The following is a 22787-nucleotide window of genomic DNA, read 5'->3' on the forward strand; positions in this document are numbered from 1 at the left end:
TGCCGATGACGATCGACCAAGAGGTCAAGAAGCAATTGGGGGAATACCGGCAGTCGATCGACAATATCGACGCGGCCCTTGTGCATATGCTCGCCGAACGCTTCCGCTGCACCCAGGCGGTGGGCGTCCTGAAGGCGACGCATGAACTGCCGCCGGCCGATCCGGCGCGCGAGGAATACCAGATCGAACGCCTCCGCCGCCTGGCGAAGGATGCCAATCTGGATCCGGATTTCGCGGAGAAGTTCCTGAACTTCATCATCCGCGAGGTGATCCGGCACCATGAAGCCATTGCCGCTGAACACAGCGGCGTCAACCAGAACACCGCTTGAAAAAAGCGGCCACGTCACATCCAAGGAGTAATGACATGTCCCTGAAAATCCGTCTCGCCCGCGGTGGCTCCAAGAAGCGCCCGTACTACCAGATCGTCGTTGCCGACGCCCGCTCGCCGCGCGACGGCCGCTTCCTGGAAAAGCTCGGTTCCTGGAACCCGATGCTCGGCAAGGACGACGCCAACCGCGTCCAGATCGATGCCGACCGCGCCAAGGAATGGCTTGCCAAGGGCGCCCAGCCGACCGACCGCGTTGCCCGCTTCCTCGATGAAGCCGGCGTCGTGAAGCGCGACACCCGCAACAACCCGGAAAAGGCAAAGCCGGGCAAGAAGGCGCTCGAGCGCGCTGCCGAAAAGAAGCAGAAGGAAGAAGACGCCGCTGCTGCCGCCGCTGGCGAATAATCCCTCGCGACGAGCCTCCCCTCCGTCATGCTCGGGCTTGACCCGGGCATCCACCCGCCGCACATGAGGCGTGGATGACGTCAGCGGATGGGCGAGGTTCTTTACCAAGCTGACGGGCGGCGCTTCACGCCGCCCGTTTTCATTTGGAGCCTTGCCACGAACATCGTAAGAGGCTCCACAAACCACACGGAACCAAACCATGGCGAAACTGGAAAATCCCGTCCTCATGGGCACCGTCGGCGCGGCGCAGGGCCTGCGTGGCGAAGTCCGTGTGAAATCCTACACGATCGACCCGACGGCGATCGGCGACTACGGCCATCTGCATACCGAGGACGGCCGGTCTTTCGAGGTGCTTGAAGTGCGCGAGGCGAAGAACGTCGTCGTGGTGCGTTTTCGCGGCATCAACGACCGCAACGCCGCCGAGGCACTGAACGGTACCGACCTCTACATCGAGCGCGACAACCTGCCGGACGAGGAGCTGGACGAGGACGAGTTCTTCTACGCCGACCTTGAAGGGCTGGAAGCCGTCGATACCGCCGGCCGCAGCCACGGCAAGGTGACCGGCATCTTCGATTTCGGCGCCGGCGATCTTCTCGAGCTCAAGGGGCCGGGCAAACGGCCCGTGCTCATTCCCTTCTCCGAAGCGGCCGTGCTGGAGATCGACGTCGAAGGCGGGCGCCTTCTGATCGATGCCGTCGCCGCAGGCCTGGAAGAGGAAGAGAACGAAGGTCCAGGCAGCAGGCGCCGCCGTCCGCCGCAAGAAGACGGCGGGGAATGACGTGGCTTTCCGCGCCACCATCCTGACGCTCTATCCGGAGATGTTCCCGGGTTTTCTCGGCCAATCGCTTTCCGGCAAGGCGCTCGTCCGCGGCGACTGGGCGCTCGACTGCGTGCAGATCCGCGATTTCACCACCGACCGCCACCGCACCGTCGACGACACACCGGCCGGCGGCGGCGCCGGCATGGTGCTGAAGCCCGACGTTCTCGCCCGTGCCATCGACCATGCCTCCGACGGAGACAGCCGTCCGCGCCTCTTGATGAGCCCTCGCGGCCGTCCCCTGACGCAGGCGCGCGTGCGGGAACTGGCGGCGGGCGACGGCGCAATCATCGTCTGCGGTCGCTTCGAGGGGGTCGACCAGCGCGTCATCGATGGCCGCCAGCTCGAAGAGGTCTCGATCGGTGACTACATCCTCTCCGGCGGCGAGCCGGCGGCGATGATCCTGCTCGACGCCATCGTCCGCATCCTGCCGGGCGTCATGGGCAATGCGCTCTCGGGCGAGCATGAGAGCTTCGAAGGCGGGTTGCTGGAGCACCCGCACTATACCCGCCCGCAGGTCTGGGAAGGCATGGAGATTCCCGGTGTCCTCACCTCCGGTCACCATGCGGCGATCGAAAAGTGGCGACGCAAGGAGGCAGAGACGCTGACGCGCGAGCGACGGCCGGATCTTCTCGCCACTCAGCCCGTCACGAAGTAATAGATCGTCAACGCGATACCGACCGCGACGACCAGGCCGCGGATGACCGGCTGCGGCACGCGCCGTGCCGCCCAGACTCCGGACCAGCCGCCGAGCGCCGCCGCCGGCACCATGACCGCCGCTTGCGGCCAGCCGACCACATTGCCGCTGGCAAAAACGACGATCGCCATGCCGGCAATCACCACGGCAAGGAAGTTCTTCAGCGCATTCAGGCGATGGTAGTCACCGCCCTTGGTGAGACCGAGAACGGCGAGCGTCATGATGCCCATGCCGGCGCCGAAGAAGCCGCCATAGATAGAGGTGACGAACTGGCCGACAAGGCCGAACGGCGTGATCGGCTTTTCCGGGCTCAGCGTCTTGGGCTTCAGATAGGGTCCGGCGGCGAAGATGGCGGTCGCCGCCAACAACAGCCATGGCACCAGCGCCCGGAAGGACGGGTTGGAGAGCGACAACAGCAACAGCGCCCCGGCAAGCCCGCCGACAAGCGAGAGCGCCCCGAGCAGCGCAGCCTCGCGCCAGTCGGCCCTGATCTCCTTGGCATAGGCAAGCGAGGAGGTGACGTAGCCGGGGAACTGGGTGATCGAGGACGTGGCATTGGCAACGATCGGCGGCAGGCCGGCCAGTGTCATCGCACCAAAGGTGAGGAAGGTGCCGCCACCGGCAATCGCATTGACCACGCCGGACAGGAATCCGGCAACGAACAGCAAAACGGCATCGGCAAGCGTCATGATCTTTCCACCCGCAGCCGCAAAGAAGCGCGGCCTCCTCCGCAAAGCGTGATAACGTGGTGCCGTTGGCCCGGCAAGGCCCGAAAAACCGCCTTTCCCGTGCGGATTCTTTCGCATCGGGGATGACAAGCCGGTTCGATTGGTGTATTGGCCCGCACGGATTTGGGATTACCTCCCGCCGACCTGCAATCAAAGAATGGCGAATCCGCTCCGTCCGGCAACGGACTAACCGAACGAGGCATGACCTCTCAAGGTGACCGTCGAGCGCTCTGGCTGTTTCAGAAGAACCACGAAGGTTAGACCGATGAACATCATCCAGCAGCTCGAAGCCGAACAGGCCGCGAAGATCGAAGCCAAGCGCACCCTCCCGGAATTCTCCCCGGGCGACACCGTGCGCGTCAACGTCCGCGTCACGGAAGGCACGCGCACCCGCGTGCAGGCCTATGAAGGCGTCTGCATCGCCCGTTCCGGCGGCGGCATCAACGAGAGCTTCACCGTCCGCAAGATTTCCTACGGCGAAGGCGTCGAGCGCGTATTCCCGGTTTACTCGCCGCTCGTCGAAAGCGTCGAAATCGTCCGCCGCGGTAAGGTCCGCCGCGCCAAGCTCTACTACCTGCGCGATCGTCGCGGCAAGTCGGCTCGTATCGTCGAGAACACCGGTACGCGCGCCCGCAAGCTGAACGACGCCGAGCGCCAGGCTGTTGCCGAGGAAAAGGCCCGTCTCGAAGCCGAGAAGGTAGCGGCCGCCCAGGCGCTCGCCGCTGAAAAGGCCGCAGCAGAAGCTGCCGAAGCCGCAAAGGCTGCGGAAGCCGCCGCCGAATAATCCGGCAGCGCGTCCATTCGAAAGAGCCGTCGGCCTGGCCGGCGGCTTTTTTGTTTCAAGGAAAAGCCTTTGCACGCAAGCGCCGTGCTTGCCTCCCAGCCTGAACCTGTGAGAGTGTTCCGCCGCCACAATTTCAGGAGCATGTTTTGATGTTTTCCCGCCGCGCCGTTCTCGCAGGCCTTGCCGCCGCCGCCCTCATGCCCGCCGTCACCTTCGCCGCGGACCTGCCCGACCTCGCCGGCAAGACCGTCGTCGTCGTCACGGAAAACGCCTATCCGCCGATACAGTTCATCGATCCCAAGACCGGAAAGCAGATCGGCTGGGAATATGACGCGATGGACGAGATCGCAAAGCGGCTGAACTTCAAGGTCGAATACCAGAACGCCAGCTGGGACACGATGATCCAGGCGGTCTCCGACAACCAGTACAACATCGGCATGACCGGCATCACCATCAAGGAAGACCGCAAGGAGAAGGTCGATTTCTCCGACCCCTATATGCGCTCGCAGCAGTTCATGCTGGTACGTGGCGACGAAGAACGCTTCAACGATGCAAAATCCTTCGCGGCGCTGACCGACGGTCTGATCGCCGCTCAGCCCGGCACCTCGCCCTTCTACACCGCCGTCTATGAAATCCTCGACGGCAACGAGCAGAACCCGCGCATCAAGCTGTTCGAGACCTTCGGCGCAACCGTGCAGGCGCTGCAGGCCGGCGACGTCGATCTCGTGCTCACCGACAGCGTGGCTGCCAAGGGCTATGTCGATGCCTCGGGCGGCAAGCTGAAAGTGGTCGGCGGGCCGCTCGGCACCGAGGATTTCGGCTTCATCTTCCCGAAGGGATCCGACCTCGTCGCCCCGGTCAACGCGGCGATCGCGGCGCTGAAGGCGGACGGCACGCTCGACAATCTCAACAAGAAGTGGTTCCTCGACTACAAGATGGGTCAGTAGCGGGCTGCCATGGCTCCCGTTTCCTCTGACACGGCGAAGGGCGACTATCCCTGGTGGCTGGTCGCCCTCGGCGTCATCGCGCTTGCTCTTGCCGGCATCATCATCGCAAACGATCTCTACGCGCAGGTCTTCGGTGTCGTGCTGAAAGGGCTGTGGGTGACGATCTTCGTGACCCTCGTCGCCTTCCTGCTCGCCACGATGCTCGGCCTCGGCATCGCCCTCATGGCGCTCTCCGAAAGCAAGGCGCTGCGCCAGATCGCCCGCTTCTACACGGAGGTGATCCGTGGCGTTCCGGTGCTCGTCCTGCTCTTCTACATCGCCTTTGTCGGCGCGCCGGCACTGGTGGCGGTGATCAACTTCGCGATCGGGCCGCTTATTGCCGCCGGCACCATGGAGCCGATGCAGGTGCGTGACCTTTCGCTGATGTGGCGGGCGATCATCGCGCTGATGATCGGCTATTCGGCCTTCATCGCCGAGGTTTTTCGCGCAGGCATCCAGTCGGTCGACAAGGGGCAGATCGAGGCGGCGAAGGCACTTGGCCTGTCGCGCTTCCAGCGCTTCCGGCTGGTCGTCTTTCCGCAGGCCGTGCGCGTCATCCTGCCACCGCTCGGCAATGACTTCGTGGCGATGGTGAAGGATTCGTCGCTCGTCTCCGTACTCGGCGTCGCCGACATCACCCAGATGGGCAAGGTCTACGCGTCAGGCTCCTTCCGCTTCTTCGAGACCTACTCCATCGTCGCCTATGTCTATCTTATCCTGACCATCGGCCTTTCCCTGGCCCTGAGGGCGCTGGAAAGGCGCTTGCGGCGGACCTAGAACGCGTCAGCGGGCAAGGATGATCAGGCGGTCATTGGCACCGAACGTCACCTTGTCCGATTTCGCCGGATTGACCACGACCCCGCCCATGTTGCGCGGGTCGTGGCCGGACACGCCCGCGCGGCTGTAACCGAGGGCGACTTCGCCGCGGATAAGCGCAGCCAGCGTCACGGTGTAGAAATTCACCGGCCGATCGATGGCGATGTAATCGGTCACGGGGCGCATGTAGATTTCGGACCCGTCCTCGTCGAGCAGCTCGTCGAAGATCTGCGCCATCAGCTCGTTCTCCGAAGCCTGCGCCAGCATGAGGCTGACCAGCTTGTTGCTGACGACGAAGTCGTCGGCGCGCGTCACCGCCGCGAGGTTGCGGTTGCGCACATCGATCATCTCGCTGACGATGCCGATATGCTGGTTGGCCGCATCGGCGATCTTGCGAAGCTGCAGCAGGGTGACGAGCGTCGTGGTATCGGCCGGTTGGGCTGCCATGTCGTCGCTGTAGCCGAGCACCAGCACATGATCATAAGAGGGCACGTCGAGCGCATCGAGTGCCGCACGGTTGGTCGTATCGATGACCGCGCAGCGGACCGCAAGGTTCTCCGTCAGATAGGACAGCCCCGCGACCACGCTCTCCAGGCCCGGTGTATTGGCCGCGATCATCAGCTCAGATCCCGGCGCGACATACCGCGACAGCTCCTGCGTGATGATCGGCCCTCGCCGGTTCCAGCCGAGCAGCAGCGTGCGTTCCGAGGTGGGCTGGTGATGGACGGGCGGGCGTACGATCTCCCGGTCGACCTCGAAATCCCCGCTGCGCAGCTTGATCGTCGCATCGTCCTCGGCAATGAGGATCGCCCGCTCGCCGGCGGCGATCGGTCGGCTTGTCGGCGGGTTGAGATGCACCACGCCGTCTGTGTCGCAGATGCCGATCAGCGTCGAGGTATCGTAGGACATGACCGCATTGCCGAAGGACTTGCCGACGATCGCCGGTTGCTCGACCGCATAGATCTCAGACCCGTCGAAGTCGAGCAGTTCCGTATAGACGGCGGAAAGGCCCGCTTGCCGGCTGGAGCTGACGACGATACGCGAGATCAGCTCGTCGGCCAGCACGAGCTGCAGTTCCGAACCGCCGACGATGCGCGCAACTTCCGCATTCTTGGCGTCGCGGATTTCCGCAGCGATCTGGTAGGGCTCCTTGCGCCGGTCCGGATCGTTGACCAGCGCCAGCACCGTCTTGATGACCTCCGAATCCGCATAGTCGCTTTCCGGCGACAGCACGATGATCGAACGCGAGGCCTGCGGGTTGACGATGTTGACGTCATAGAGGTCCGTCGGATCGCCGCTGCGGCAGATGATGCGGGTGTTGCCGAGATCGGCGATCTTGTCGGCGATCTCGTCCTCCATCTCCACCTTGTCCTTGCTCGCCATGATGACGATACGCGGGTTGCGGCGGCTCTGGTTGGCAATGACAAGCTCGGAAATCACGTCGAAGATCGAGGACGACCAGTTGAAGATGATCGTGTGCTCCTTTTCGAGCACGTGCGAGCGACCCTTGCGCAACTCGTCCAGCTTCTCGTCAAGACCCGAGCTGAGAACACCGATAAGCGCGGAGAAGACGAAGATGCCGGCTACCGTGACGACGAGCGACACGCCGCGGAAGCTCCAGCCGGCATCGCCGCCCATCGTGCCGGCGTCCATGGTGCGCATCAGGGATTCCCAGGCACCCTCGATGAAGGAGACGGGCTCACCCCCTTCCGGAGTGATTCCGGTCAAGGCGAGAAACAGGCCGGCGATGACGATGACGATCAGCGAAATGACCGCAAGCCAGCCGATAAGCGCGATCGGCCCTGCTGCCATGCTCTTGTCGAACTGGTAGCGCAGGCGATCCCGCCAGGTAATCATCTTCATCTATGTCCCCTCATGCCGGCTCTCCGCCGGGATACGTCTATCGAGTCTCAAAAATTCGTGATCGCGGCAAGAAGGGCAGCCGGAAATTTTCGGAAGAAGCGTAAATGGCCGCCGCCGCGCGTCAACTTGCCGAGCCTTCGAAAAATCGCTATATGCGGAGGTATGGAATCCAAGTTCGGATGCACGGAAAAGCATGTCGTCGTGCTGCAGGATCACAAGCGCCTGCCGGCACGCTTCTTTGCGCGTGTCTTCGGGGCGCTCATCAGCCGCCTATCCTGACCGCTTGCGGTCCAGCGAGCCGCGTGCTCGCCAACGTCCTACACCCTTCAACATGCCCAGAAACTGCCAAGACGGATGAAGAGCCATGAGCGCACCCCGTACCCTCTATGACAAGATTTTCGACGACCACATCGTCAGCCGCCAGGAAGACGGAACCTGTCTTCTCTACATCGACCGTCACCTCGTTCACGAAGTGACGTCGCCGCAGGCCTTCGAAGGCCTGCGCATGGCCGGCCGCAAGGTGCGTGCGCCGGAGAAGACGCTCGCCGTCGTCGATCACAACGTCCCCACCTCGCCGGATCGCCACCAGGGCATCAAGAACGAGGAGAGCCGCATCCAGGTCGAGGCGCTCGCCAACAATGCCGCGGAATTCGGCGTCGAATATTATTCGGAAAAGGACGTGCGCCAGGGCATCGTGCACATCGTCGGCCCCGAGCAGGGCTTTACCCTGCCGGGTATGACCATCGTCTGCGGTGACAGCCACACCTCCACGCACGGCGCTTTCGGCGCGCTGGCGCACGGCATCGGCACGTCGGAAGTCGAGCACGTGCTCGCCACGCAGACGCTGATCCAGAAGAAGGCGAAGAACATGCTGGTGCGCGTTGACGGCCAGCTGCCGCCGGGCGTCACTGCCAAGGACATCATCCTCGCCATCATCGGGGAGATCGGCACGGCCGGCGGTACCGGCCACGTCATCGAGTTTGCCGGCGAGGCAATCCGCTCGCTGTCGATGGAAGGCCGCATGACGATCTGCAACATGACGATCGAAGGCGGCGCCCGCGCCGGCCTCATCGCACCGGACGAAAAGACCTTCGAATATATCAAGGGCAAGCCGCGCGCGCCGAAGGGCCAGGCGCTGGACATGGCGATCGACTATTGGAAGACGCTCTACACGGAAGACGGCGCGCATTTCGACCGCGTGGTCGTGCTCGATGCCGCCAACCTGCCGCCGATCGTCTCCTGGGGTTCCTCGCCGGAAGACGTCGTCTCCATCGAGGGCGTCGTGCCGAACCCGGACGCCATCGAAGATGAAACGAAGCGCGCCTCCAAGTGGCGCGCACTCGACTATATGGGCCTGAAGCCGGATACCAAGATCACCGACATTGCGATCGACCGGGTCTTCATCGGCTCGTGCACCAATGGCCGCATCGAGGACCTGCGCGCCGTCGCCGCCGTTGTCGAAGGCAAGACGGTGGCCTCCACCGTCAACGCCATGATCGTTCCGGGCTCCGGCCTCGTGAAGGAGCAGGCGGAGGCCGAAGGCCTCGACAAGATCTTCAAGGAAGCAGGCTTCGACTGGCGCGAGCCGGGCTGCTCCATGTGCCTTGCCATGAACGACGACCGCCTGAAGCCGGGCGAGCGCTGCGCATCGACCTCGAACCGTAACTTCGAGGGCCGCCAGGGCTTCAAGGGCCGCACGCACCTCGTTTCCCCGGCCATGGCCGCTGCTGCCGCGATCGCCGGCCATTTCGTCGATATCCGCGACTGGACGTGATCCGGCGTCATTGCCGATATGATAAAGGCCGGGAGCATGCTCCCGGCCTTTTCGTTTGAAGGAGAAATTCCCATGAAACACCTTCTCCTCCTGCGCCACGCCAAATCCGCCTGGCCGGATGGCGTCGAGGACCACGACCGCCCCCTCGCCGACCGTGGCCGCCGCGATGCCCCACGCATGGGTGCGCACATTTCTGCAGCGGGCCTCAACCCGGATTTCGCGCTGGTCTCTTCCGCCCGCCGCACGCAGGAAACCTGGGCTCTCGTCGCCCCTGCCCTCGCAAAGCCCTGCCCGTCCCGCACGGTGACGGCGATCTACGAAGCTGATCCTGCGGCCATCCTCAAGGCCATCCATGAAGCGCCGGCAGAAAGCAGGACGCTGCTGGTCATCGGCCACAATCCAGGTTTCGAGGATCTGGTGGCTTTGCTGGCACCTGAGGGTGAGGCGGGTGCGCTAGCCCGGCTAGGCACGAAGTATCCAACGGCAGGCCTTGCCGTGATCGCCTTCGATATCGAGGCGTGGGCGGATGCTGCGCCTGGAAGGGGAAGGCTTGACGCCTTCGTGACACCGAAGACCTTGCCGTAAGGAAAGCCTGAAGCCTGCAACATCCTCCAACGCTGGCCCACGGGGCGGCTTCTCGCCCTATCCCAACCTCTCCTCCGTCATGCCAGCCTTGAGCCGGCATCCAGCGCGCAAGTCCTTATGCGGGAAAACACTTTCGCCGGAGCGGTGTATCCGCTCGCCGCGCAGACGCGCGACGGCTGACCTCTGGATCTAGTCCGAGGTGACGGGGGAGAGTTGGGCGCGCCATTGAACGGTTTCGCCTGCCGCCGTGTCATTCCCTGATTGATGGCAAGCGTCACCCGAGCTCCATCAGAACGTTGCCGTCATCGGATCAGGCCCAATGCGCTTGCCATCCTTTTCAAGGCTCGCCAAGATCGCCACGTCCTCGTCGTCGAGCCTGAAATCGAACACCTTGAAGTTCTCCACGATGCGCGAGGGCGTCACGGATTTCGGGATCACCACCAGCCCGTTGTCGATATGCCAGCGGATGATGACCTGTGCCGGCGTGCGACCATGTTTTGCCGCAACCCTGGCTACGACAGGGTTTTCCAGGAGCGTGCCCTGACCGAGCGGGCTCCAGGACTGGGTGACGATCCGGTGCTTCTCATGATAGGCCCGCGCGTCCTTCTGGGGGAAATCCGGATGCAGCTCGATCTGGTTGATGACCGGGGTGATACCGGTCTCGTCGATCAGCCGCTGCAGGTGCTCCGGATAGAAATTGGACACGCCGATCGAGCGGGCGCGACCTTCCTTCTGGAGCTGGATGAAGGCTTTCCAGCTATCGACATACTGGTCGCGCTTCGGCGCCGGCCAGTGGATGAGATAGAGGTCGACATAATCGGTGCCGAGCCGCTTCAGGCTCGCGTCGAAGGCCTTTAGCGTCGCATCGTAACCCTGCTCGGAGTTCCAGAGTTTCGTCGTCAGGAATATCTCCGAACGAGCGACCCCGGAGGTACGGAGGCCTTCGCCGACACCCTCCTCGTTTTCATAGATGGCGGCCGTATCGATATGCCGATAGCCGGCATCGAGCGCGGCCTTGACCGCGGTTCCGGCCGTGTCGTTCGGGGTCTGCCAGACGCCAAGGCCGACCTGGGGAATGCTGTTGCCGTCGTGAAACAGGATTGTCGGTTGATCGCTCATCAGAATCTCTCCGTGAAAAAATGGCGTGCTTGAACCCGGGCGGGTTTCCCGTGGCGCCTTGAAGCCCGGCGACGGTCGAGGCTGATATAGGCTCCGCATCGCAGCATTTCAGCCCGTCGCCGGCAAAATCCTCAAAGCACGCGCACGACCGTGCCACGCCGCAGATAGGGCATGATGCGCAGCATGTCCCGCTGCGCAAGGGCAATGCAGCCGGCCGTCGGTTCATAACCGGGACGGATGAGATGGAAGAAGATCGCCGAGCCGGCATTTCGTCGGCGCGCAGTCACGTTCCAGTCGAGCACCAGGCAGATGTCGTAGAGCTCGTCCTTGCGCTGCATCTCCTCGTGACTCGGCTTGAAGGGTCCGCGCACCAGGCGGTTGTAGGACGGATGCTCCGGCGCGTCGCACCAGAGCATATCGGGCCGGATACGCCGGAGCGCCAGCCGGCTTTGCGGCCGGGACAGGCGGTCGCCGCGCACAAAGCCGGAGAGAAGCGGCATGGCGGCGATCGGCGTCGCACCGTCCCCCTCCCGCTTGCGGGCGGTAACGCCGGAACGGCCGATGGCGGCGGGCAGGCGCAGGGGGCCGACCTGGACGATGGCGCGTGTTTTCCTGCCCGGTGCCGGGCGCACCAGGATCGTCTTCACGCAATGTTCAGGAAATGTGATCCGGCTCATGTCACTCCGCCATATTCGCGCCTTGTGGTAACCTGACTGGCTAAGCCATGGGCGGGCTTGCCAAAAGTCCCAATTCCCTTACTTTCCAGAGGAATGCCGAGAGGTAAAGCATGACATCCCGCACAATCCTACTTGTCGATGACGACAACGACCTGCGCGAGACGCTCGTCGAGCAGCTTTCGCTCTACGAGGAATTCTCGACGCTCGAGGAAACCACCGCCGGCAAGGGCATCCAGACTGCCCGCGCCAACCAGATCGATCTCCTGATCATGGACGTCGGCCTGCCTGATATGGACGGCCGCGAAGCCGTGAAACTGCTGCGCAAGGGCGGCTTCAAGTCGCCGATCATCATGCTGACCGGCCATGACACCGATTCGGACACGATTCTCGGCCTTGAAGCCGGCGCGAACGACTATGTGACGAAACCCTTCCGCTTCGCCGTTCTTCTCGCGCGCATCCGCGCCCAGCTGCGCCAGCACGAGAGCAGCGAAGACGCCACCTTCACGGTCGGCCCCTACACGTTCAAGCCCGGCCAGAAGCTGCTGACGCTGGAAAACGGCCAGAAGATCCGCCTGACCGAGAAAGAGGCGGCGATCATCCGCTACCTGTACCGTGCCGACCAGAAGGTGGTGACGCGCGACGTGCTGCTCGAAGAGGTCTGGGGCTATAATTCCGGCGTCACGACCCACACGCTGGAGACCCATGTCTATCGCCTGCGCCAGAAGATCGAACGAGACCCTTCCAATGCGGAGATTCTCGTGACAGAGAACGGCGGTTACAAGAACGTACCTTAGAATTTCACGCAGTTCCGGGCGGAAAACCGCTTCGCACCTTTCCTGGAATCGCTTTTGAGGAGCGCCCGCCGTGGGTCTCAGCGACGACATCGCCCTTCTTTCCCGCGTGCCGCTCTTCGCCGGCCTTGCCGACGACAAGCTCCGGCTGATGGCCTTCGGCGCCGAGCGCCGGCGGCTGGTGGAGGGGCAGACGCTGTTTCGCGAGGGCACATCGGCGGATTGCGGCTTCGTCGTCGCCTATGGCGCGTTCCGGCTGACCTCGACGCTACGCGACGGGGCAACGCGGGACGAAGGCACGGCCGGTGCCGGCACCCTGCTTTCCGAACTTGCGATGATTTCCGCCGTCGAGCGTAAATACACGGCCGTGGCGACGGAGGACAGCGAGGTCATCCGCATCAACCGCCCGCTCTTCCGGCGCATGCTGGAAGAGTATCCCGACGTCGCCGTGCTCGTCGACGCCCGCATCCGCGAAAACCTCGCGGCAATGATCAGCTCGATGCGGGGGCTTGCCGGGCGGTTTGCGTGAGGCAAGGCCCCTCATCCGGCCTGCCGACCACCTTCTCCCCGCAAGCGGGGCGAAGGGAATTGCCGCACCGGTTTCCCCAACCAACTCCACGCGCGGGGCACGTCCCCTCAGAAATCAAATTCGGCAATGACAGGCACATGGTCGGACGGCCGCTCCCAGCCGCGGGCCTCGCGAACCACCGCGATGTTGCTGAGGTGCGGCTCGAGGTCGGCGGAAGACCAGATGTGGTCGAGGCGGCGGCCCTTGTTGGCGGCGACCCAGTCGGCCGAGCGGTAGCTCCACCACGTATAGAGCTTCTCATGGGCCGGTATCTTGCTGCGCATGAGGTCGACCCAGGCCCCCTTCGTCATGACGTCGACCAGGCCCTCCGTTTCGATCGGCGTGTGGCTGACGATCTTGAGGAGCTGCTTGTGCGACCAGACGTCATGTTCCAGCGGGGCGATGTTGAGGTCGCCGACGAGGACCGAGGAAATGCCAGCCTCGGCTTCGGCGTGCAGCAGCTTCATCTCCTCGATGAAATCGAGCTTGTGGCCAAATTTCGGATTGATCGTGCGATCCGGCTCGTCGCCGCCGGCCGGCACATAGAAATTGTGCAGGCGGATCGACTTTCCCTTGTGGTGGAAGAGCACCGAGACATGGCGCGCATCGCCGACGCCGCAGTAATCCCGCCGCTCGACAAGTTCGGTCAGCGGCAGGCGGGAGACGGTGGCGACGCCGTGATAGCCCTTCTGGCCATGCATGACGATATGCTCGTAGCCAAGCGCCTTCAGCGGCTTTGAAGGGAACTGGTCGTTCGGGCACTTGGTTTCCTGCAGGCACAGGATGTCCGGCGAAAAGGTCTTCAGGAAATGTTCGACGAGCGGCATGCGCAGCCGCACCGAGTTGATGTTCCAGGTCGCAATCGAAAGTGCCATGCCGTCGCCCTCAAAAACATCCGGCCCGTTCTCACGGGCCGGTCGGGGCGTCTTAGCGCATGAAGGGCGAAACGGAAACGGCTGCGGCTCGAATTAGCCGCCCTTGTTGCGCACTTCGTCGTAAGGAATGGAGAAAACCTTGTCGTCGAGCTTCATGCCAGTCTTGACGTTGAAGATCATCACCGAGGTGTCCTTGCCCTGTGCATCGGTAATGGTCCACTGGCGCAGGTCGTAGGTCTTCGGGTCGAACATCATGGTGATGGTCGAATCGCCGAACATGTTCCGGTCACCGAGCACGATCGTCGTCAGGTCCGCCTCTTCCTTCACGCTGCGCACCATCTTGGTGGAAAGGTCGATCTTTTCGCCGAGCAGCAGGTTGAGCGGTGTCTTTGAGAGCGGATAGAGGTCCCAGGTCTTCAGCTTGCGATTGCCGATCACGACGGCCTTGCCGTCGGCGATGACGCGCATCGGCGAGGGTTCCTCGTAGTTGAAACGGATCTTGCCGGGGCGGTAGATGTAGAACTTGCCGCCGGTCTGCTCGCCACGCGGGCCGAACTGCACGAATTCACCCATCATCGTTTTCACCGAGGCGAAGTGATCGGCGATCTTCTGGGCGGCACCACTCGCCTGCGCGGAGGCGTCGGTGGGCGCAAACGCCGAAAGGCTGGCTGCAAGCGTGAAGGCCATCAGGCAGGTGAAGCCGCGGCGCGTCAGCGTTCCGGTCGCGCGGCCGTTCTCGGTTCGGATCATGTTGGTCTCCTTCATGCGTTTCTCATGCGGGCCAAACGCGGCGCCATAATGGCGTTTCGCCCTGACGCGAGACTTGCCGGTGAAAACGCCGCGGAAGGCGCGCCCGTTCCCGGTCAGCGTCCCGAAATTTCATCCTCGGTCGGCACGAGAATCTCGCGCTTGCCGGCATGGTTCGCCGGGCCGATCAGTCCTTCCTTCTCCATGCGCTCGATCAGCGAGGCGGCACGGTTGTAGCCGATGCCGAGACGGCGCTGGATATAGGAGGTCGATGCCTTGCCGTCGCGCAGCACGACAGCCACCGCCTGGTCATAGGGATCGTCCGAATCGTCGAGATTGGCGGTGCCGGCCGGGCCACTCCCGCCCTCGCCGTCGTCATCGTCGTCCTCGGTGATCGCATCGAGATATTGCGGCGCGCCCTGCGTCTTCAGATGCGCGACCACCGCCTCCACCTCGCCATCGGAGACGAAGGGACCGTGCACACGCTGGATGCGCCCGCCGCCGGCCATGTAGAGCATGTCGCCCATGCCGAGCAGTTGTTCGGCACCCTGTTCGCCCAGGATGGTGCGACTGTCGATCTTCGACGTCACCTGGAAGGAGATGCGCGTCGGGAAGTTGGCCTTGATCGTGCCGGTGATGACGTCGACCGAGGGGCGCTGCGTCGCCATGATGACGTGGATGCCGGCCGCGCGCGCCATCTGCGCAAGCCGCTGAACGGCACCTTCGATGTCCTTGCCGGCAACCATCATCAGGTCGGCCATCTCGTCGATGATGACGACGATATAGGGCATGGGCTGGAGGTCGAACTCCTCCGTCTCGTACATCGCCTCGCCGGTCTGGCGGTCGAAGCCGGTCTGCACGGTGCGGCTGATCTGCTCGCCCTTGGCCAGCGCCTGCTCGACGCGACTGTTGAAGCCGTCGATGTTGCGCACGCCGATCTTCGACATCTTCTTGTAGCGCTCCTCCATCTCGCGGACCGTCCACTTGAGGGCGACGACGGCCTTCTTCGGATCGGTGACGACGGGGGAGAGCAGATGCGGGATGCCGTCATAGACGGAGAGTTCCAGCATCTTCGGATCGATCATGATCAGGCGGCACTGCTCCGGCTTCAGGCGGTACAGCAGCGAGAGGATCATGGTGTTGATGGCGACGGACTTGCCCGAGCCGGTTGTACCGGCAACGAGCAGGTGCGGCATCTTGGCGATGTCGGAAATCACCGGCTCGCCGCCGATCGTCTTGCCGAGCGCCATGGCGAGCTTGGCCTTCGAGGTCTCGAAATCGCGGCTGGCGATGAGTTCGCGCAGGTAGACCGTCTCGCGGCTCTGGTTCGGCAGTTCGATGCCGATGGCGTTGCGGCCCGGCACGACGGCGACGCGGGCGGCGATCGCGCTCATCGAGCGGGCGATGTCATCGGCAAGACCGATGACACGCGATGACTTGATGCCGGGGGCCGGCTCCAGTTCGTAGAGCGTGACGACCGGGCCGGGCCTGACATGGATGATCTCGCCCTTGACGCCGAAATCTTCCAGCACGCCTTCCAGCATGCGGGCGTTCTGCTCCAACGCATCGGCCGAAAGGGTCATGTCGCGCACCTGGCCCTTCGGCTCGGCGAGCAGGTGGATCGGCGGCAGGGCAAAGCCATCGGGACCGACGAAGGAGGTCTGCGCCTCTCGCTCGATGCGTTGGCCGGGCTTCGGCCGGGAAGCAGCCGGAACGACCCGAGCGGTCGTCGCCGGCATGGGTTGGCGGGCCGGCGCGCGGCGCGGTGCCCAGTCGGCGGCGATATCGTCCATATCGTCGTCCGGCAGGATGCCGTTTGGACGGGCCATCGGCTCATCCATGTCGAAGGGCAGGTCGTCGTCATCGCCAGCCATCGGCGGGGCCGCGACGACACGCCGTCCATCGAGGGAGGGCTCGACGCGGTCGGCCGAACGGGACGGCGTGCGGGCGCGGGACGGCTCGTTCAGCGTACCGAACTCGTCCTCGTTGAAATCGTAGGGCTGCTCGATACCCCGCGCCTTGCGGCGCTGGTTGGCAAGGCCGAAGATGCGGCGGAACCGCGCCTGGCCGGTGTACCAGGCATGTGTCATGGCGCCGGCAAGGACGGTCAGTGGGCCTTCCCGCTCGTCATCATCGTCGTCTTCGGCGACGGTGCGCGCCCGGCTCGGCGTCGGAACGGGAGCAAAATCCTCCTCGTCGTCGATCGCCACGGAGCCGATCAGGCCGGCTGCAAAGACCATGAGCCAGGCGGCGGGAACGGCAATGATACCACCGAGAATGGAGGCGAAAAGCCCCGTCGGATAGGCACCGGTGAAGAGCGCGGGAAAACGCAGGATCATGTCGCCGAAGACGCCGCCAAGACCGGTCGGCAGCGGCCAGGTGACGGGTCCGGGCACGCAGGCGAGCGCCGCAGAGGCGAGAATCGCCCCCCCGAGCCAGGCGCCGGCGCGCTGCGGCACCCGGTTGAAGCGCCGGCCGCTGATCAGCGCCAGACCCCAGGCGACGACCGGCAGGAGCGCGATGACGCTGGCGAGCCCGAAGAACTGCATGAAGATATCGGCAAAGACGGCGCCCGAATAGCCGAGGATGTTGGCCGGCTCGCCGCTGGAGGCATAAGAGAGGCTGGGGTCGGAGACGTTCCAGGTGGACAGCGCGGCAATGGCGAAGGCGAGGCCGAGGAAGACGATGATCCCGAGAAGGATCTGCACCTGTCGCCAGACGAATGCCGACAGAACGAAGCGGTCGTGACGGTTGTCCAGTCCTGCCGAAATGCTTCTGCTCATGGTTACAGCCTATGGTCCACGCAAGGAAATCGCACGGTGCCCGCGTGATTCGCGGACTGTGCCTGACTGTGAACCCTACGAAGGAAGCCTTAATGGCATGTTAACCATGCGATCCCGCAGCATGGTTTCTCCCCGGTAAACGAAAAAAGCCCGGACACAGGGTCCGGGCCAAGGGCGGCATAGATTATCCTATGGCCGCGACGGGATGTTTGGCGGCGGCCGCTGGGAGCCGCCGCAGGCATCTCAGGAGTGGTAAGCCGCTTCGCCGTGGGAGGAGAGGTCGAGCCCTTCGCGCTCGGCTTCGACCGAGACGCGTAGCCCGACGATCATGTCGACCACCTTGTAGAGGATTGCCGAGACGACGGCGCACCAGACGATGGTGATGACGACGGCAGTAAGCTGGGTCATGAACTGCGACGCGATGGAGAAATCCGCACCACCCGTACCGCCGAGCGACGGGGCGGTGAAGATGCCCGTGCCGAGCGCGCCGATGAAGCCGCCGACGCCATGGACGCCGAAGACATCGGCCGTGTCGTCATAGCCGAACTTGTTCTTCACGACCGCGACGAAGAAGTAGCAGATCGGCGAGACGATGAGACCAAGCACGATTGCGCCGAACGGGCCGACGGAGCCGGCGGCCGGGGTGACGGCGACGAGGCCGGCGATCATGCCCGAGGCGGCACCGAGCAGCGAAGCCTTGCCGCGGGTGAAGGTTTCGACGACCGACCAGGCGAGGATCGCGGCAGCGGTGGCAACGAAGGTGTTGACGGTAGCGAGAACCGCGCCGCCCGAGGCCTCGAGGTTGGAGCCGGCGTTGAAGCCGAACCAGCCGAACCACAGCATGGCGGCACCGACGAGGGTGAGCGTCATGGAGTGAGGAGCCATCATGTCCTTGCCGAAGCCGGTACGCTTGCCGACCATGATTGCGCCAATGAGGCCTGCGACGCCGGCATTGATGTGCACGACGGTGCCGCCGGCGAAATCAAGCGCGCCCATGTTGAAGATCAGGCCGTTGCCGTCCCAGACCATGTGAGCGATCGGGAAATAGACGAAGGTGGCCCAGAGAACGGTGAAGAGGAGCACCGCGGAGAACTTGATGCGCTCGGCGAAGGCACCGATGATGAGCGCCGGCGTCAGCGCCGCAAAGGTCATCTGGAACAGCATGAAGATGTATTCCGGGATGACGACACCATCAGAGAAGGTGGCCGCCGTGCTGTCGACCGTCACACCCGACAGGAACATCTTCGCAAAGCCGCCGAAATAGGGGCTGGTGGATCCGCCGAAGGCGAAGGAATAGCCGTAAGTCACCCAGACGATCATCATCATGGCACCGATCACGGTGCACTGCATGAGGACCGAGAGCATGTTCTTGGTGCGCACCAGGCCGCCGTAGAACAGCGCAAGGCCCGGAATCAGCATGAAGAACACGAGAAGCGTGGCGAGGAACATGAAGACAGTGTCGGCCTTGTCCGGCACGGGCGCGGCAGCGGCGGCCTCGGTGGCGGCGGGTGCGGCTTCCTGCGCGAAGGCGGCGACCGGCAGAAGCGCGGCCGTCGTGGCGGCAGCCACGCGGGAGAAGGTCTGCGAAAGCGTAAATGAAGACATGTTGAAAAGGCTCCCTGATAGGCCGTTTGCTTAGAGCGCTTCGGAATCGGTTTCGCCGGTGCGGATGCGCACGGCATGGTCGATCGCGTAGACAAAGATTTTGCCGTCGCCGATCTGGCCGGTCTTGGCGGCGGAAGCGATCGCTTCGACGGCCTTGTCGACGACATCGCCAGGCACGGCGATCTCGATCTTCAGCTTCGGCAGGAAGCTGACGGCATATTCGGTGCCGCGATAGATTTCCGTATGTCCCTTCTGGCGCCCGTAGCCCTTCACCTCGGTCACGGTCAGGCCCTGGATGCCGACCGCGGTGAGGGCTTCGCGCACCTCATCGAGTTTGAACGGCTTGATAATGGCCATCACAATTTTCATCTGGTTTCCCATCCTTCGTGCTTGTCCCCAGCCGGGGCCATCTCTCCTCATCGTTGGCGACGTCACGTCAGCCACGACTGGGAACTACACATTCAAGGGGCGTGCCAGATTCGAACGGGCCAGCTAAGCTTTTGAAATGAAACCGAAAAAAATAGAAGGCATGGTGCAGTGCAAAAAATCACCATCACACATGATCAAAAAATAGGCGTAAATAGAACAATGGATAAAAATTAGTCAGTTGCCTTTTTCCGAATCAGCCCTTCCTGGGCCACGGAGGCAATGAGGGTCCCGCTACGGGTGAAAATCGCGCCACGGGTCATCCCGCGCCCACCTGAGGCGGAGGGGCTGTCCTGGCTGTAGAGCAGCCAGTCGTCGACATTCGGCGGGCGATGGAACCACATGGCGTGGTCGAGGCTGGCGACCTGCAGCGAGCGGTCGAGCACCGAGGTGCCATGCGCAAAGAGCGAGGTGTCGAGCAGCGTCATATCCGAGAGATAGGCGAGCACGGCAGCCTGCAGATGGCGTTCGGCCGGTACCGGGCCGGTGGTGCGCACCCAGATGTTCTGCCGTGGCTCCAGTTTCTCCCGCGAAAAGTAGTGGTCCAGCGAAACCGGTCGCAACTCGATCGGCCGCGGTCGCTGCCAGTAGGCGCGGATATGCTCCGGCGCCTCGGTCATGAACCGCTGCTTCAGGTCCGCCTCGCCGAGCAGGTCTTCCGGTTGCGGCACGTCGGGCATCGGCGCCTGGTGCTCCAGCCCGTCCTCGTCGTCCTGGAAGGATGCCGTCATGAAGTAGATCGGCTTGCCGTGCTGGATGGCGATGACGCGGCGAGTGGCAAAGGAACCGCCGTCACGGATGTTTTCCACGTCGTAGATGATCGGCACGGCGGGATCGCCCGGCCGCACGAAATAGGCATGCAGCGAATGCACGAAGCGCCCCGCCTCCACCGTCCGGGTCGCCGCAACCAGTGCCTGGCCGATCACCTGCCCGCCGAACACCCGCTGCCAGCCGACCTGCGGGCTCTTGCCGCGAAACAGCCGGCTTTCCAGGCGCTCGAGATCCAGCGTCTCCAAAAGGACATCCATGGCGGGGTTCTTCGCAGGCTGACGCGACATTTGGACGTGACTCCGCAGGTAGGAATACGGTTTCTCCTCCTCTATATAGAGGGACGGAAGACCTCAAGCGGCCAGGAGTACACCATGCCCGAAGCGACCATGCTCGACGTTCTTGTCGCCGGCGGTGGTTATGTCGGCCTGTCGCTGGCCGTCGCCATCAAGAAGGCCGCCCCGCATCTTGCCGTCACCGTGGTCGACGGTGCGCCGGAACACGCCTGGCAGAAGGACGAGCGCGCCTTCGCGATCGTCGCTGCCGCCCGCAACCTGCTCGACGTCATTGGTGTATGGGGCGAGATCGCACCGGAGGCGGAACCGATCCGCCGCATGGTGATCACCGATTCGCGCACGGCCGATCCCGTGCGTCCCGTCTTCCTTACCTTCGAGGGGGCCGGCTCCGGAGACGACGGCCAGCCCTTCGCCCATATGGTGCCCAACCGCGCGGTGACACGCAGCCTGCTTCGCCAGGCCGAAGTGCTCGGCATCCCCATGCGTTGGGCAACGTCAGCGGAGGGTTTTGCAACCGAGCAACATGCGACAACGGTCCGCCTGTCCGACGGAACCGAATGCCAGACCCGCCTGCTCGTCGCCTGCGACGGTGTGCGCTCCAAGCTGCGCGACATGGCAGGCATCAAGACCGTGCGCTTCGACTACGGCCAATCCGGCATCGTTACGACAGTCGAGCACGAGCGCCCGCACGAGGGCACGGCGGAGGAGCATTTCCTGCCCGCCGGCCCCTTCGCCACCCTGCCGCTGGCTGGCAACCGGTCCTCGCTCGTCTGGACCGAGCGCACGGAGGATGCCCGCCGGCTTATCGAGAGCGACGATCTCGTCTTCGAAGAGGAACTGGAGCGCCGCTTCGGCCACAAGCTCGGCGCACTGAAGGTCGTCGGCGGCCGCCGTGCCTTCCCGCTCGGCCTGACGCTCGCCCGCGCCTTCGTCGCGCCGCGCTTCGCGCTTGCGGGCGATGCCGCGCACGGTATCCACCCGATTTCCGGCCAGGGCCTCAATCTCGGCTTCAAGGACGTGGCGGCGCTTGCCGAAACCGTCGTCGAGGCCGATCGCCTCGGCCTCGATATCGGCGCGATCTCCGTGCTGGAACGCTATGAAGGCTGGCGTCGCTTCGACACGGTGCGCATGGGCGTGACCACGGACGTGCTGAACCGCCTCTTCTCCAACGATGTGACGCCGCTGCGCGTGCTGCGCGATGTCGGCCTCGGCGTCGTCGATCGGCTGCCGGGACTGAAATCCTTCTTCATCCGCCAGGCGGAAGGCACCACCGGGAACGGGCACCCGCGCATGCTGGTCGGGCAACGGATCTGACTGGCAGGGCGCAACAACGCTGCGCTCGTCCTGGCCCTTCAAATCCGATCGTGACGAAGAAGATATGATCGGGCTCTGTCTGCGGCCTAATCCTTGATTTCCCGCGCCTCAGAAATCAGCATGATCGGAATACCGTCGCGGATCGGATAGGCGAGCTTGGCCTTTTCGGAAACGAGCTCGCCCGCAGCCGCATCATAGGTCAACCGGCCCTTGGTCAGCGGGCAAACGAGAAGCTCGAGCAATTTGGGATCGACACGACTGGTGCTGACGTTCATCGCACAGGCCTATTGCAGCATCGTATCGACGTCGCCGTAGCTGCGCGCCAGCACGATTTCGGTAATGGCGATCAGCGTTTCCGCCCGCGTCTTCAAATCCGGTGCCTCCAGCAGTGCCTGCTTTTCAGCAGGTCCATAGGGCGACATCATCGCCATGGAATTGACCAGCGTCGCATTGCTCGCCCGCTCCACGCTCTCCCAGTCGGCCTCCAGCTTGTTGGCGTCGAGATAGGCCTTGAAGGCAGCGAGCAGGGCTTCGCGATCGACGCTCTGCTCGTCGTCGCGTCCCGAAAGGTCCGCGATGAAGGGAGCGATATGGAAGCTGCGATAGGACTTGTCGCCGCGCAGTTCCTCCAGCAGGCGATAGCGGCAGACGCCGGTGAGCGAGACGATGTAACGCCCGTCTCCCGTCTCGGCAAAGGACGTGATGCGGCCGATGCAGCCGACCTGGCAAAGGTCCGGCGTGTCGGTTGCGGCATCATCCGTGCGATCAGCACCGAAGACGGGCTGCACCATGCCGATCAACCGGTGCGTGGCGAGCACGTCGTCGAACATGGAGAGGTAGCGCGGCTCGAAGATGTTGAGCGGCAACTGCCCGCCGGGCAAAAGAAGAGCACCCGTCAACGGAAAGACGGGGATGGCCTCAGGCAGGTCCTCCGGCTTCAGATAACGTGCATTTCCCACATGCATGGCAGTGCCTTCCCATTGCGCGCGACGTGACGATCCGTCTTCGCCGCCCGTCAACGCGCTTCTTCCCGAATGT

General features: G+C 63.7%; 24 protein-coding genes. 12 read left to right on the top strand and 12 right to left on the bottom strand.

Annotation, left to right across the window (positions count from 1 at the left end; genetic code table 11):
- The first annotated feature begins 5 nt into the window (after nucleotides 1–5).
- From AKG11_RS22920 to trmD, 4 genes are all read left to right on the top strand, one after another.
- A complete protein-coding gene (locus AKG11_RS22920; protein WP_023512160.1) occupies nucleotides 6–329 on the top strand; it encodes a chorismate mutase in 324 nt (107 codons plus the stop codon).
- 35 nt (nucleotides 330–364) lie between these two features.
- Nucleotides 365–730, top strand: a complete 366-nt coding sequence (gene rpsP / locus AKG11_RS22925; RefSeq protein ID WP_023512161.1) for a 30S ribosomal protein S16 — start codon at nucleotides 365–367, stop codon at nucleotides 728–730.
- A 199-nt stretch (nucleotides 731–929) separates the two neighbouring features.
- Nucleotides 930–1508, top strand: a complete 579-nt coding sequence (rimM, locus tag AKG11_RS22930) for a ribosome maturation factor RimM (protein WP_050745558.1) — start codon at nucleotides 930–932, stop codon at nucleotides 1506–1508.
- A 1-nt stretch (nucleotide 1509) separates the two neighbouring features.
- Entirely contained in the window at nucleotides 1510–2205 is a 696-nt protein-coding gene (trmD, locus tag AKG11_RS22935; protein ID WP_050745559.1) for a tRNA (guanosine(37)-N1)-methyltransferase TrmD, read from the top strand.
- Here the strand turns inward: trmD and AKG11_RS22940 are convergent.
- The gene (locus AKG11_RS22940) at nucleotides 2187–2933 is read right to left on the bottom strand and encodes a sulfite exporter TauE/SafE family protein (RefSeq protein ID WP_023512164.1); all 747 of its coding nucleotides are present in this window, start codon (nucleotides 2931–2933) and stop codon (nucleotides 2187–2189) included. The genes trmD and AKG11_RS22940 overlap by 19 nt on opposite strands.
- Nucleotides 2934–3237: 304 nt before the next feature.
- Between AKG11_RS22940 and rplS the strand changes: the two genes are divergently transcribed.
- The 3 genes from rplS (at nucleotide 3238) to AKG11_RS22955 (ending at nucleotide 5519) form a co-directional block, all read left to right on the top strand.
- Complete coding sequence (gene rplS, locus AKG11_RS22945) at nucleotides 3238–3756, top strand: 50S ribosomal protein L19 (protein ID WP_023512165.1); 519 nt, start codon at nucleotides 3238–3240, stop codon at nucleotides 3754–3756.
- A gap of 149 nt (nucleotides 3757–3905) precedes the next feature.
- On the top strand, nucleotides 3906–4703 hold the full coding sequence (locus AKG11_RS22950) for a transporter substrate-binding domain-containing protein (RefSeq protein WP_050745560.1): 798 nt from the start codon (nucleotides 3906–3908) through the stop codon (nucleotides 4701–4703).
- Between the two features lie 9 nt (nucleotides 4704–4712).
- The gene (locus AKG11_RS22955; RefSeq protein ID WP_050745561.1) at nucleotides 4713–5519 is read left to right on the top strand and encodes an amino acid ABC transporter permease; all 807 of its coding nucleotides are present in this window, start codon (nucleotides 4713–4715) and stop codon (nucleotides 5517–5519) included.
- A 6-nt stretch (nucleotides 5520–5525) separates the two neighbouring features.
- On the opposite strand, the gene AKG11_RS22960 is transcribed toward AKG11_RS22955, so the two are convergent.
- Entirely contained in the window at nucleotides 5526–7421 is a 1896-nt protein-coding gene (locus AKG11_RS22960; protein ID WP_050745562.1) for a CASTOR/POLLUX-related putative ion channel, read from the bottom strand.
- 364 nt (nucleotides 7422–7785) lie between these two features.
- On the opposite strand from AKG11_RS22960, the gene leuC reads away from it, so the two are divergent.
- Both leuC and AKG11_RS22970 read left to right on the top strand, forming a co-directional pair.
- Nucleotides 7786–9195 (top strand): 3-isopropylmalate dehydratase large subunit, encoded by a 1410-nt coding sequence (gene leuC, locus AKG11_RS22965; RefSeq protein WP_023512169.1) that lies wholly within the window; start codon nucleotides 7786–7788, stop codon nucleotides 9193–9195.
- 72 nt (nucleotides 9196–9267) lie between these two features.
- A complete protein-coding gene (locus AKG11_RS22970) occupies nucleotides 9268–9780 on the top strand; it encodes a SixA phosphatase family protein (protein ID WP_050745563.1) in 513 nt (170 codons plus the stop codon).
- Between the two features lie 288 nt (nucleotides 9781–10068).
- Here the strand turns inward: AKG11_RS22970 and AKG11_RS22975 are convergent, their stop codons facing one another.
- Entirely contained in the window at nucleotides 10069–10899 is an 831-nt protein-coding gene (locus tag AKG11_RS22975; RefSeq protein ID WP_050745564.1) for an aldo/keto reductase, read from the bottom strand.
- A 131-nt stretch (nucleotides 10900–11030) separates the two neighbouring features.
- Nucleotides 11031–11576, bottom strand: coding sequence for a L,D-transpeptidase family protein (locus tag AKG11_RS22980; RefSeq protein WP_023514082.1), 546 nt, complete (start codon nucleotides 11574–11576; stop codon nucleotides 11031–11033).
- A 110-nt stretch (nucleotides 11577–11686) separates the two neighbouring features.
- On the opposite strand from AKG11_RS22980, the gene AKG11_RS22985 reads away from it, so the two are divergent.
- Nucleotides 11687–12370, top strand: coding sequence for a response regulator transcription factor (locus AKG11_RS22985; RefSeq protein ID WP_050745565.1), 684 nt, complete (start codon nucleotides 11687–11689; stop codon nucleotides 12368–12370).
- Nucleotides 12371–12440: 70 nt separating this feature from the next.
- The gene (locus AKG11_RS22990; RefSeq protein ID WP_023516946.1) at nucleotides 12441–12896 is read left to right on the top strand and encodes a cyclic nucleotide-binding domain-containing protein; all 456 of its coding nucleotides are present in this window, start codon (nucleotides 12441–12443) and stop codon (nucleotides 12894–12896) included.
- 107 nt (nucleotides 12897–13003) lie between these two features.
- Here AKG11_RS22990 and AKG11_RS22995 read toward each other — a convergent pair whose 3' ends face one another.
- From AKG11_RS22995 to tesB, 6 genes are all read right to left on the bottom strand, one after another.
- Nucleotides 13004–13810 carry an exodeoxyribonuclease III gene (locus AKG11_RS22995; RefSeq protein ID WP_023516947.1) on the bottom strand — a complete coding sequence of 269 codons (807 nt, stop codon included), beginning with the start codon at nucleotides 13808–13810 and terminating at the stop codon, nucleotides 13004–13006.
- A gap of 93 nt (nucleotides 13811–13903) precedes the next feature.
- The gene (locus tag AKG11_RS23000; protein WP_082342601.1) at nucleotides 13904–14560 is read right to left on the bottom strand and encodes an outer membrane lipoprotein carrier protein LolA; all 657 of its coding nucleotides are present in this window, start codon (nucleotides 14558–14560) and stop codon (nucleotides 13904–13906) included.
- Nucleotides 14561–14673: 113 nt separating this feature from the next.
- Nucleotides 14674–17340, bottom strand: coding sequence for a DNA translocase FtsK (locus tag AKG11_RS23005; RefSeq protein WP_023516742.1), 2667 nt, complete (start codon nucleotides 17338–17340; stop codon nucleotides 14674–14676).
- A gap of 243 nt (nucleotides 17341–17583) precedes the next feature.
- Nucleotides 17584–18945, bottom strand: coding sequence for an ammonium transporter (locus AKG11_RS23010; RefSeq protein WP_050745567.1), 1362 nt, complete (start codon nucleotides 18943–18945; stop codon nucleotides 17584–17586).
- 30 nt (nucleotides 18946–18975) lie between these two features.
- On the bottom strand, nucleotides 18976–19326 hold the full coding sequence (locus AKG11_RS23015) for a P-II family nitrogen regulator (RefSeq protein WP_037408526.1): 351 nt from the start codon (nucleotides 19324–19326) through the stop codon (nucleotides 18976–18978).
- Nucleotides 19327–19544: 218 nt separating this feature from the next.
- Complete coding sequence (tesB, locus tag AKG11_RS23020) at nucleotides 19545–20429, bottom strand: acyl-CoA thioesterase II (protein ID WP_023515564.1); 885 nt, start codon at nucleotides 20427–20429, stop codon at nucleotides 19545–19547.
- A gap of 99 nt (nucleotides 20430–20528) precedes the next feature.
- On the opposite strand from tesB, the gene AKG11_RS23025 reads away from it, so the two are divergent.
- Entirely contained in the window at nucleotides 20529–21749 is a 1221-nt protein-coding gene (locus AKG11_RS23025) for a ubiquinone biosynthesis hydroxylase (protein WP_050745600.1), read from the top strand.
- Between the two features lie 86 nt (nucleotides 21750–21835).
- On the opposite strand, the gene AKG11_RS23030 is transcribed toward AKG11_RS23025, so the two are convergent.
- A complete protein-coding gene (locus AKG11_RS23030) occupies nucleotides 21836–22024 on the bottom strand; it encodes a Trm112 family protein (protein ID WP_023515566.1) in 189 nt (62 codons plus the stop codon).
- A gap of 9 nt (nucleotides 22025–22033) precedes the next feature.
- Complete coding sequence (locus tag AKG11_RS23035) at nucleotides 22034–22714, bottom strand: LON peptidase substrate-binding domain-containing protein (protein WP_024271119.1); 681 nt, start codon at nucleotides 22712–22714, stop codon at nucleotides 22034–22036.
- Nucleotides 22715–22787: the final 73 nt, after the last annotated feature.

It is taken from the genome of Shinella sp. SUS2 (assembly GCF_001262505.1).
In the GTDB taxonomy this organism is placed as follows: domain Bacteria; phylum Pseudomonadota; class Alphaproteobacteria; order Rhizobiales; family Rhizobiaceae; genus Shinella.

Coding starts and splice junctions, on each gene's coding strand:
- rimM (WP_050745558.1), top strand. CDS start 930: ATGGCGAAACTGGAAAATCCCGTCCTCATGGGCACCGTCGGCGCGGCG.
- AKG11_RS22940 (WP_023512164.1), bottom strand. CDS start 2,933: ATGACGCTTGCCGATGCCGTTTTGCTGTTCGTTGCCGGATTCCTGTCC.
- AKG11_RS23035 (WP_024271119.1), bottom strand. CDS start 22,714: ATGCATGTGGGAAATGCACGTTATCTGAAGCCGGAGGACCTGCCTGAG.
- AKG11_RS23010 (WP_050745567.1), bottom strand. CDS start 18,945: ATGTCTTCATTTACGCTTTCGCAGACCTTCTCCCGCGTGGCTGCCGCC.
- AKG11_RS22950 (WP_050745560.1), top strand. CDS start 3,906: ATGTTTTCCCGCCGCGCCGTTCTCGCAGGCCTTGCCGCCGCCGCCCTC.
- rplS (WP_023512165.1), top strand. CDS start 3,238: ATGAACATCATCCAGCAGCTCGAAGCCGAACAGGCCGCGAAGATCGAA.
- AKG11_RS22995 (WP_023516947.1), bottom strand. CDS start 13,810: ATGGCACTTTCGATTGCGACCTGGAACATCAACTCGGTGCGGCTGCGC.
- AKG11_RS22955 (WP_050745561.1), top strand. CDS start 4,713: ATGGCTCCCGTTTCCTCTGACACGGCGAAGGGCGACTATCCCTGGTGG.
- tesB (WP_023515564.1), bottom strand. CDS start 20,429: ATGTCGCGTCAGCCTGCGAAGAACCCCGCCATGGATGTCCTTTTGGAG.
- AKG11_RS23000 (WP_082342601.1), bottom strand. CDS start 14,560: ATGATCCGAACCGAGAACGGCCGCGCGACCGGAACGCTGACGCGCCGC.
- rpsP (WP_023512161.1), top strand. CDS start 365: ATGTCCCTGAAAATCCGTCTCGCCCGCGGTGGCTCCAAGAAGCGCCCG.
- AKG11_RS22975 (WP_050745564.1), bottom strand. CDS start 10,899: ATGAGCGATCAACCGACAATCCTGTTTCACGACGGCAACAGCATTCCC.
- AKG11_RS23030 (WP_023515566.1), bottom strand. CDS start 22,024: ATGAACGTCAGCACCAGTCGTGTCGATCCCAAATTGCTCGAGCTTCTC.
- AKG11_RS22920 (WP_023512160.1), top strand. CDS start 6: ATGACGATCGACCAAGAGGTCAAGAAGCAATTGGGGGAATACCGGCAG.
- AKG11_RS23005 (WP_023516742.1), bottom strand. CDS start 17,340: ATGAGCAGAAGCATTTCGGCAGGACTGGACAACCGTCACGACCGCTTC.
- AKG11_RS23025 (WP_050745600.1), top strand. CDS start 20,529: ATGCTCGACGTTCTTGTCGCCGGCGGTGGTTATGTCGGCCTGTCGCTG.
- leuC (WP_023512169.1), top strand. CDS start 7,786: ATGAGCGCACCCCGTACCCTCTATGACAAGATTTTCGACGACCACATC.
- AKG11_RS22985 (WP_050745565.1), top strand. CDS start 11,687: ATGACATCCCGCACAATCCTACTTGTCGATGACGACAACGACCTGCGC.
- AKG11_RS23015 (WP_037408526.1), bottom strand. CDS start 19,326: ATGGGAAACCAGATGAAAATTGTGATGGCCATTATCAAGCCGTTCAAA.
- AKG11_RS22960 (WP_050745562.1), bottom strand. CDS start 7,421: ATGAAGATGATTACCTGGCGGGATCGCCTGCGCTACCAGTTCGACAAG.
- AKG11_RS22980 (WP_023514082.1), bottom strand. CDS start 11,576: ATGAGCCGGATCACATTTCCTGAACATTGCGTGAAGACGATCCTGGTG.
- AKG11_RS22970 (WP_050745563.1), top strand. CDS start 9,268: ATGAAACACCTTCTCCTCCTGCGCCACGCCAAATCCGCCTGGCCGGAT.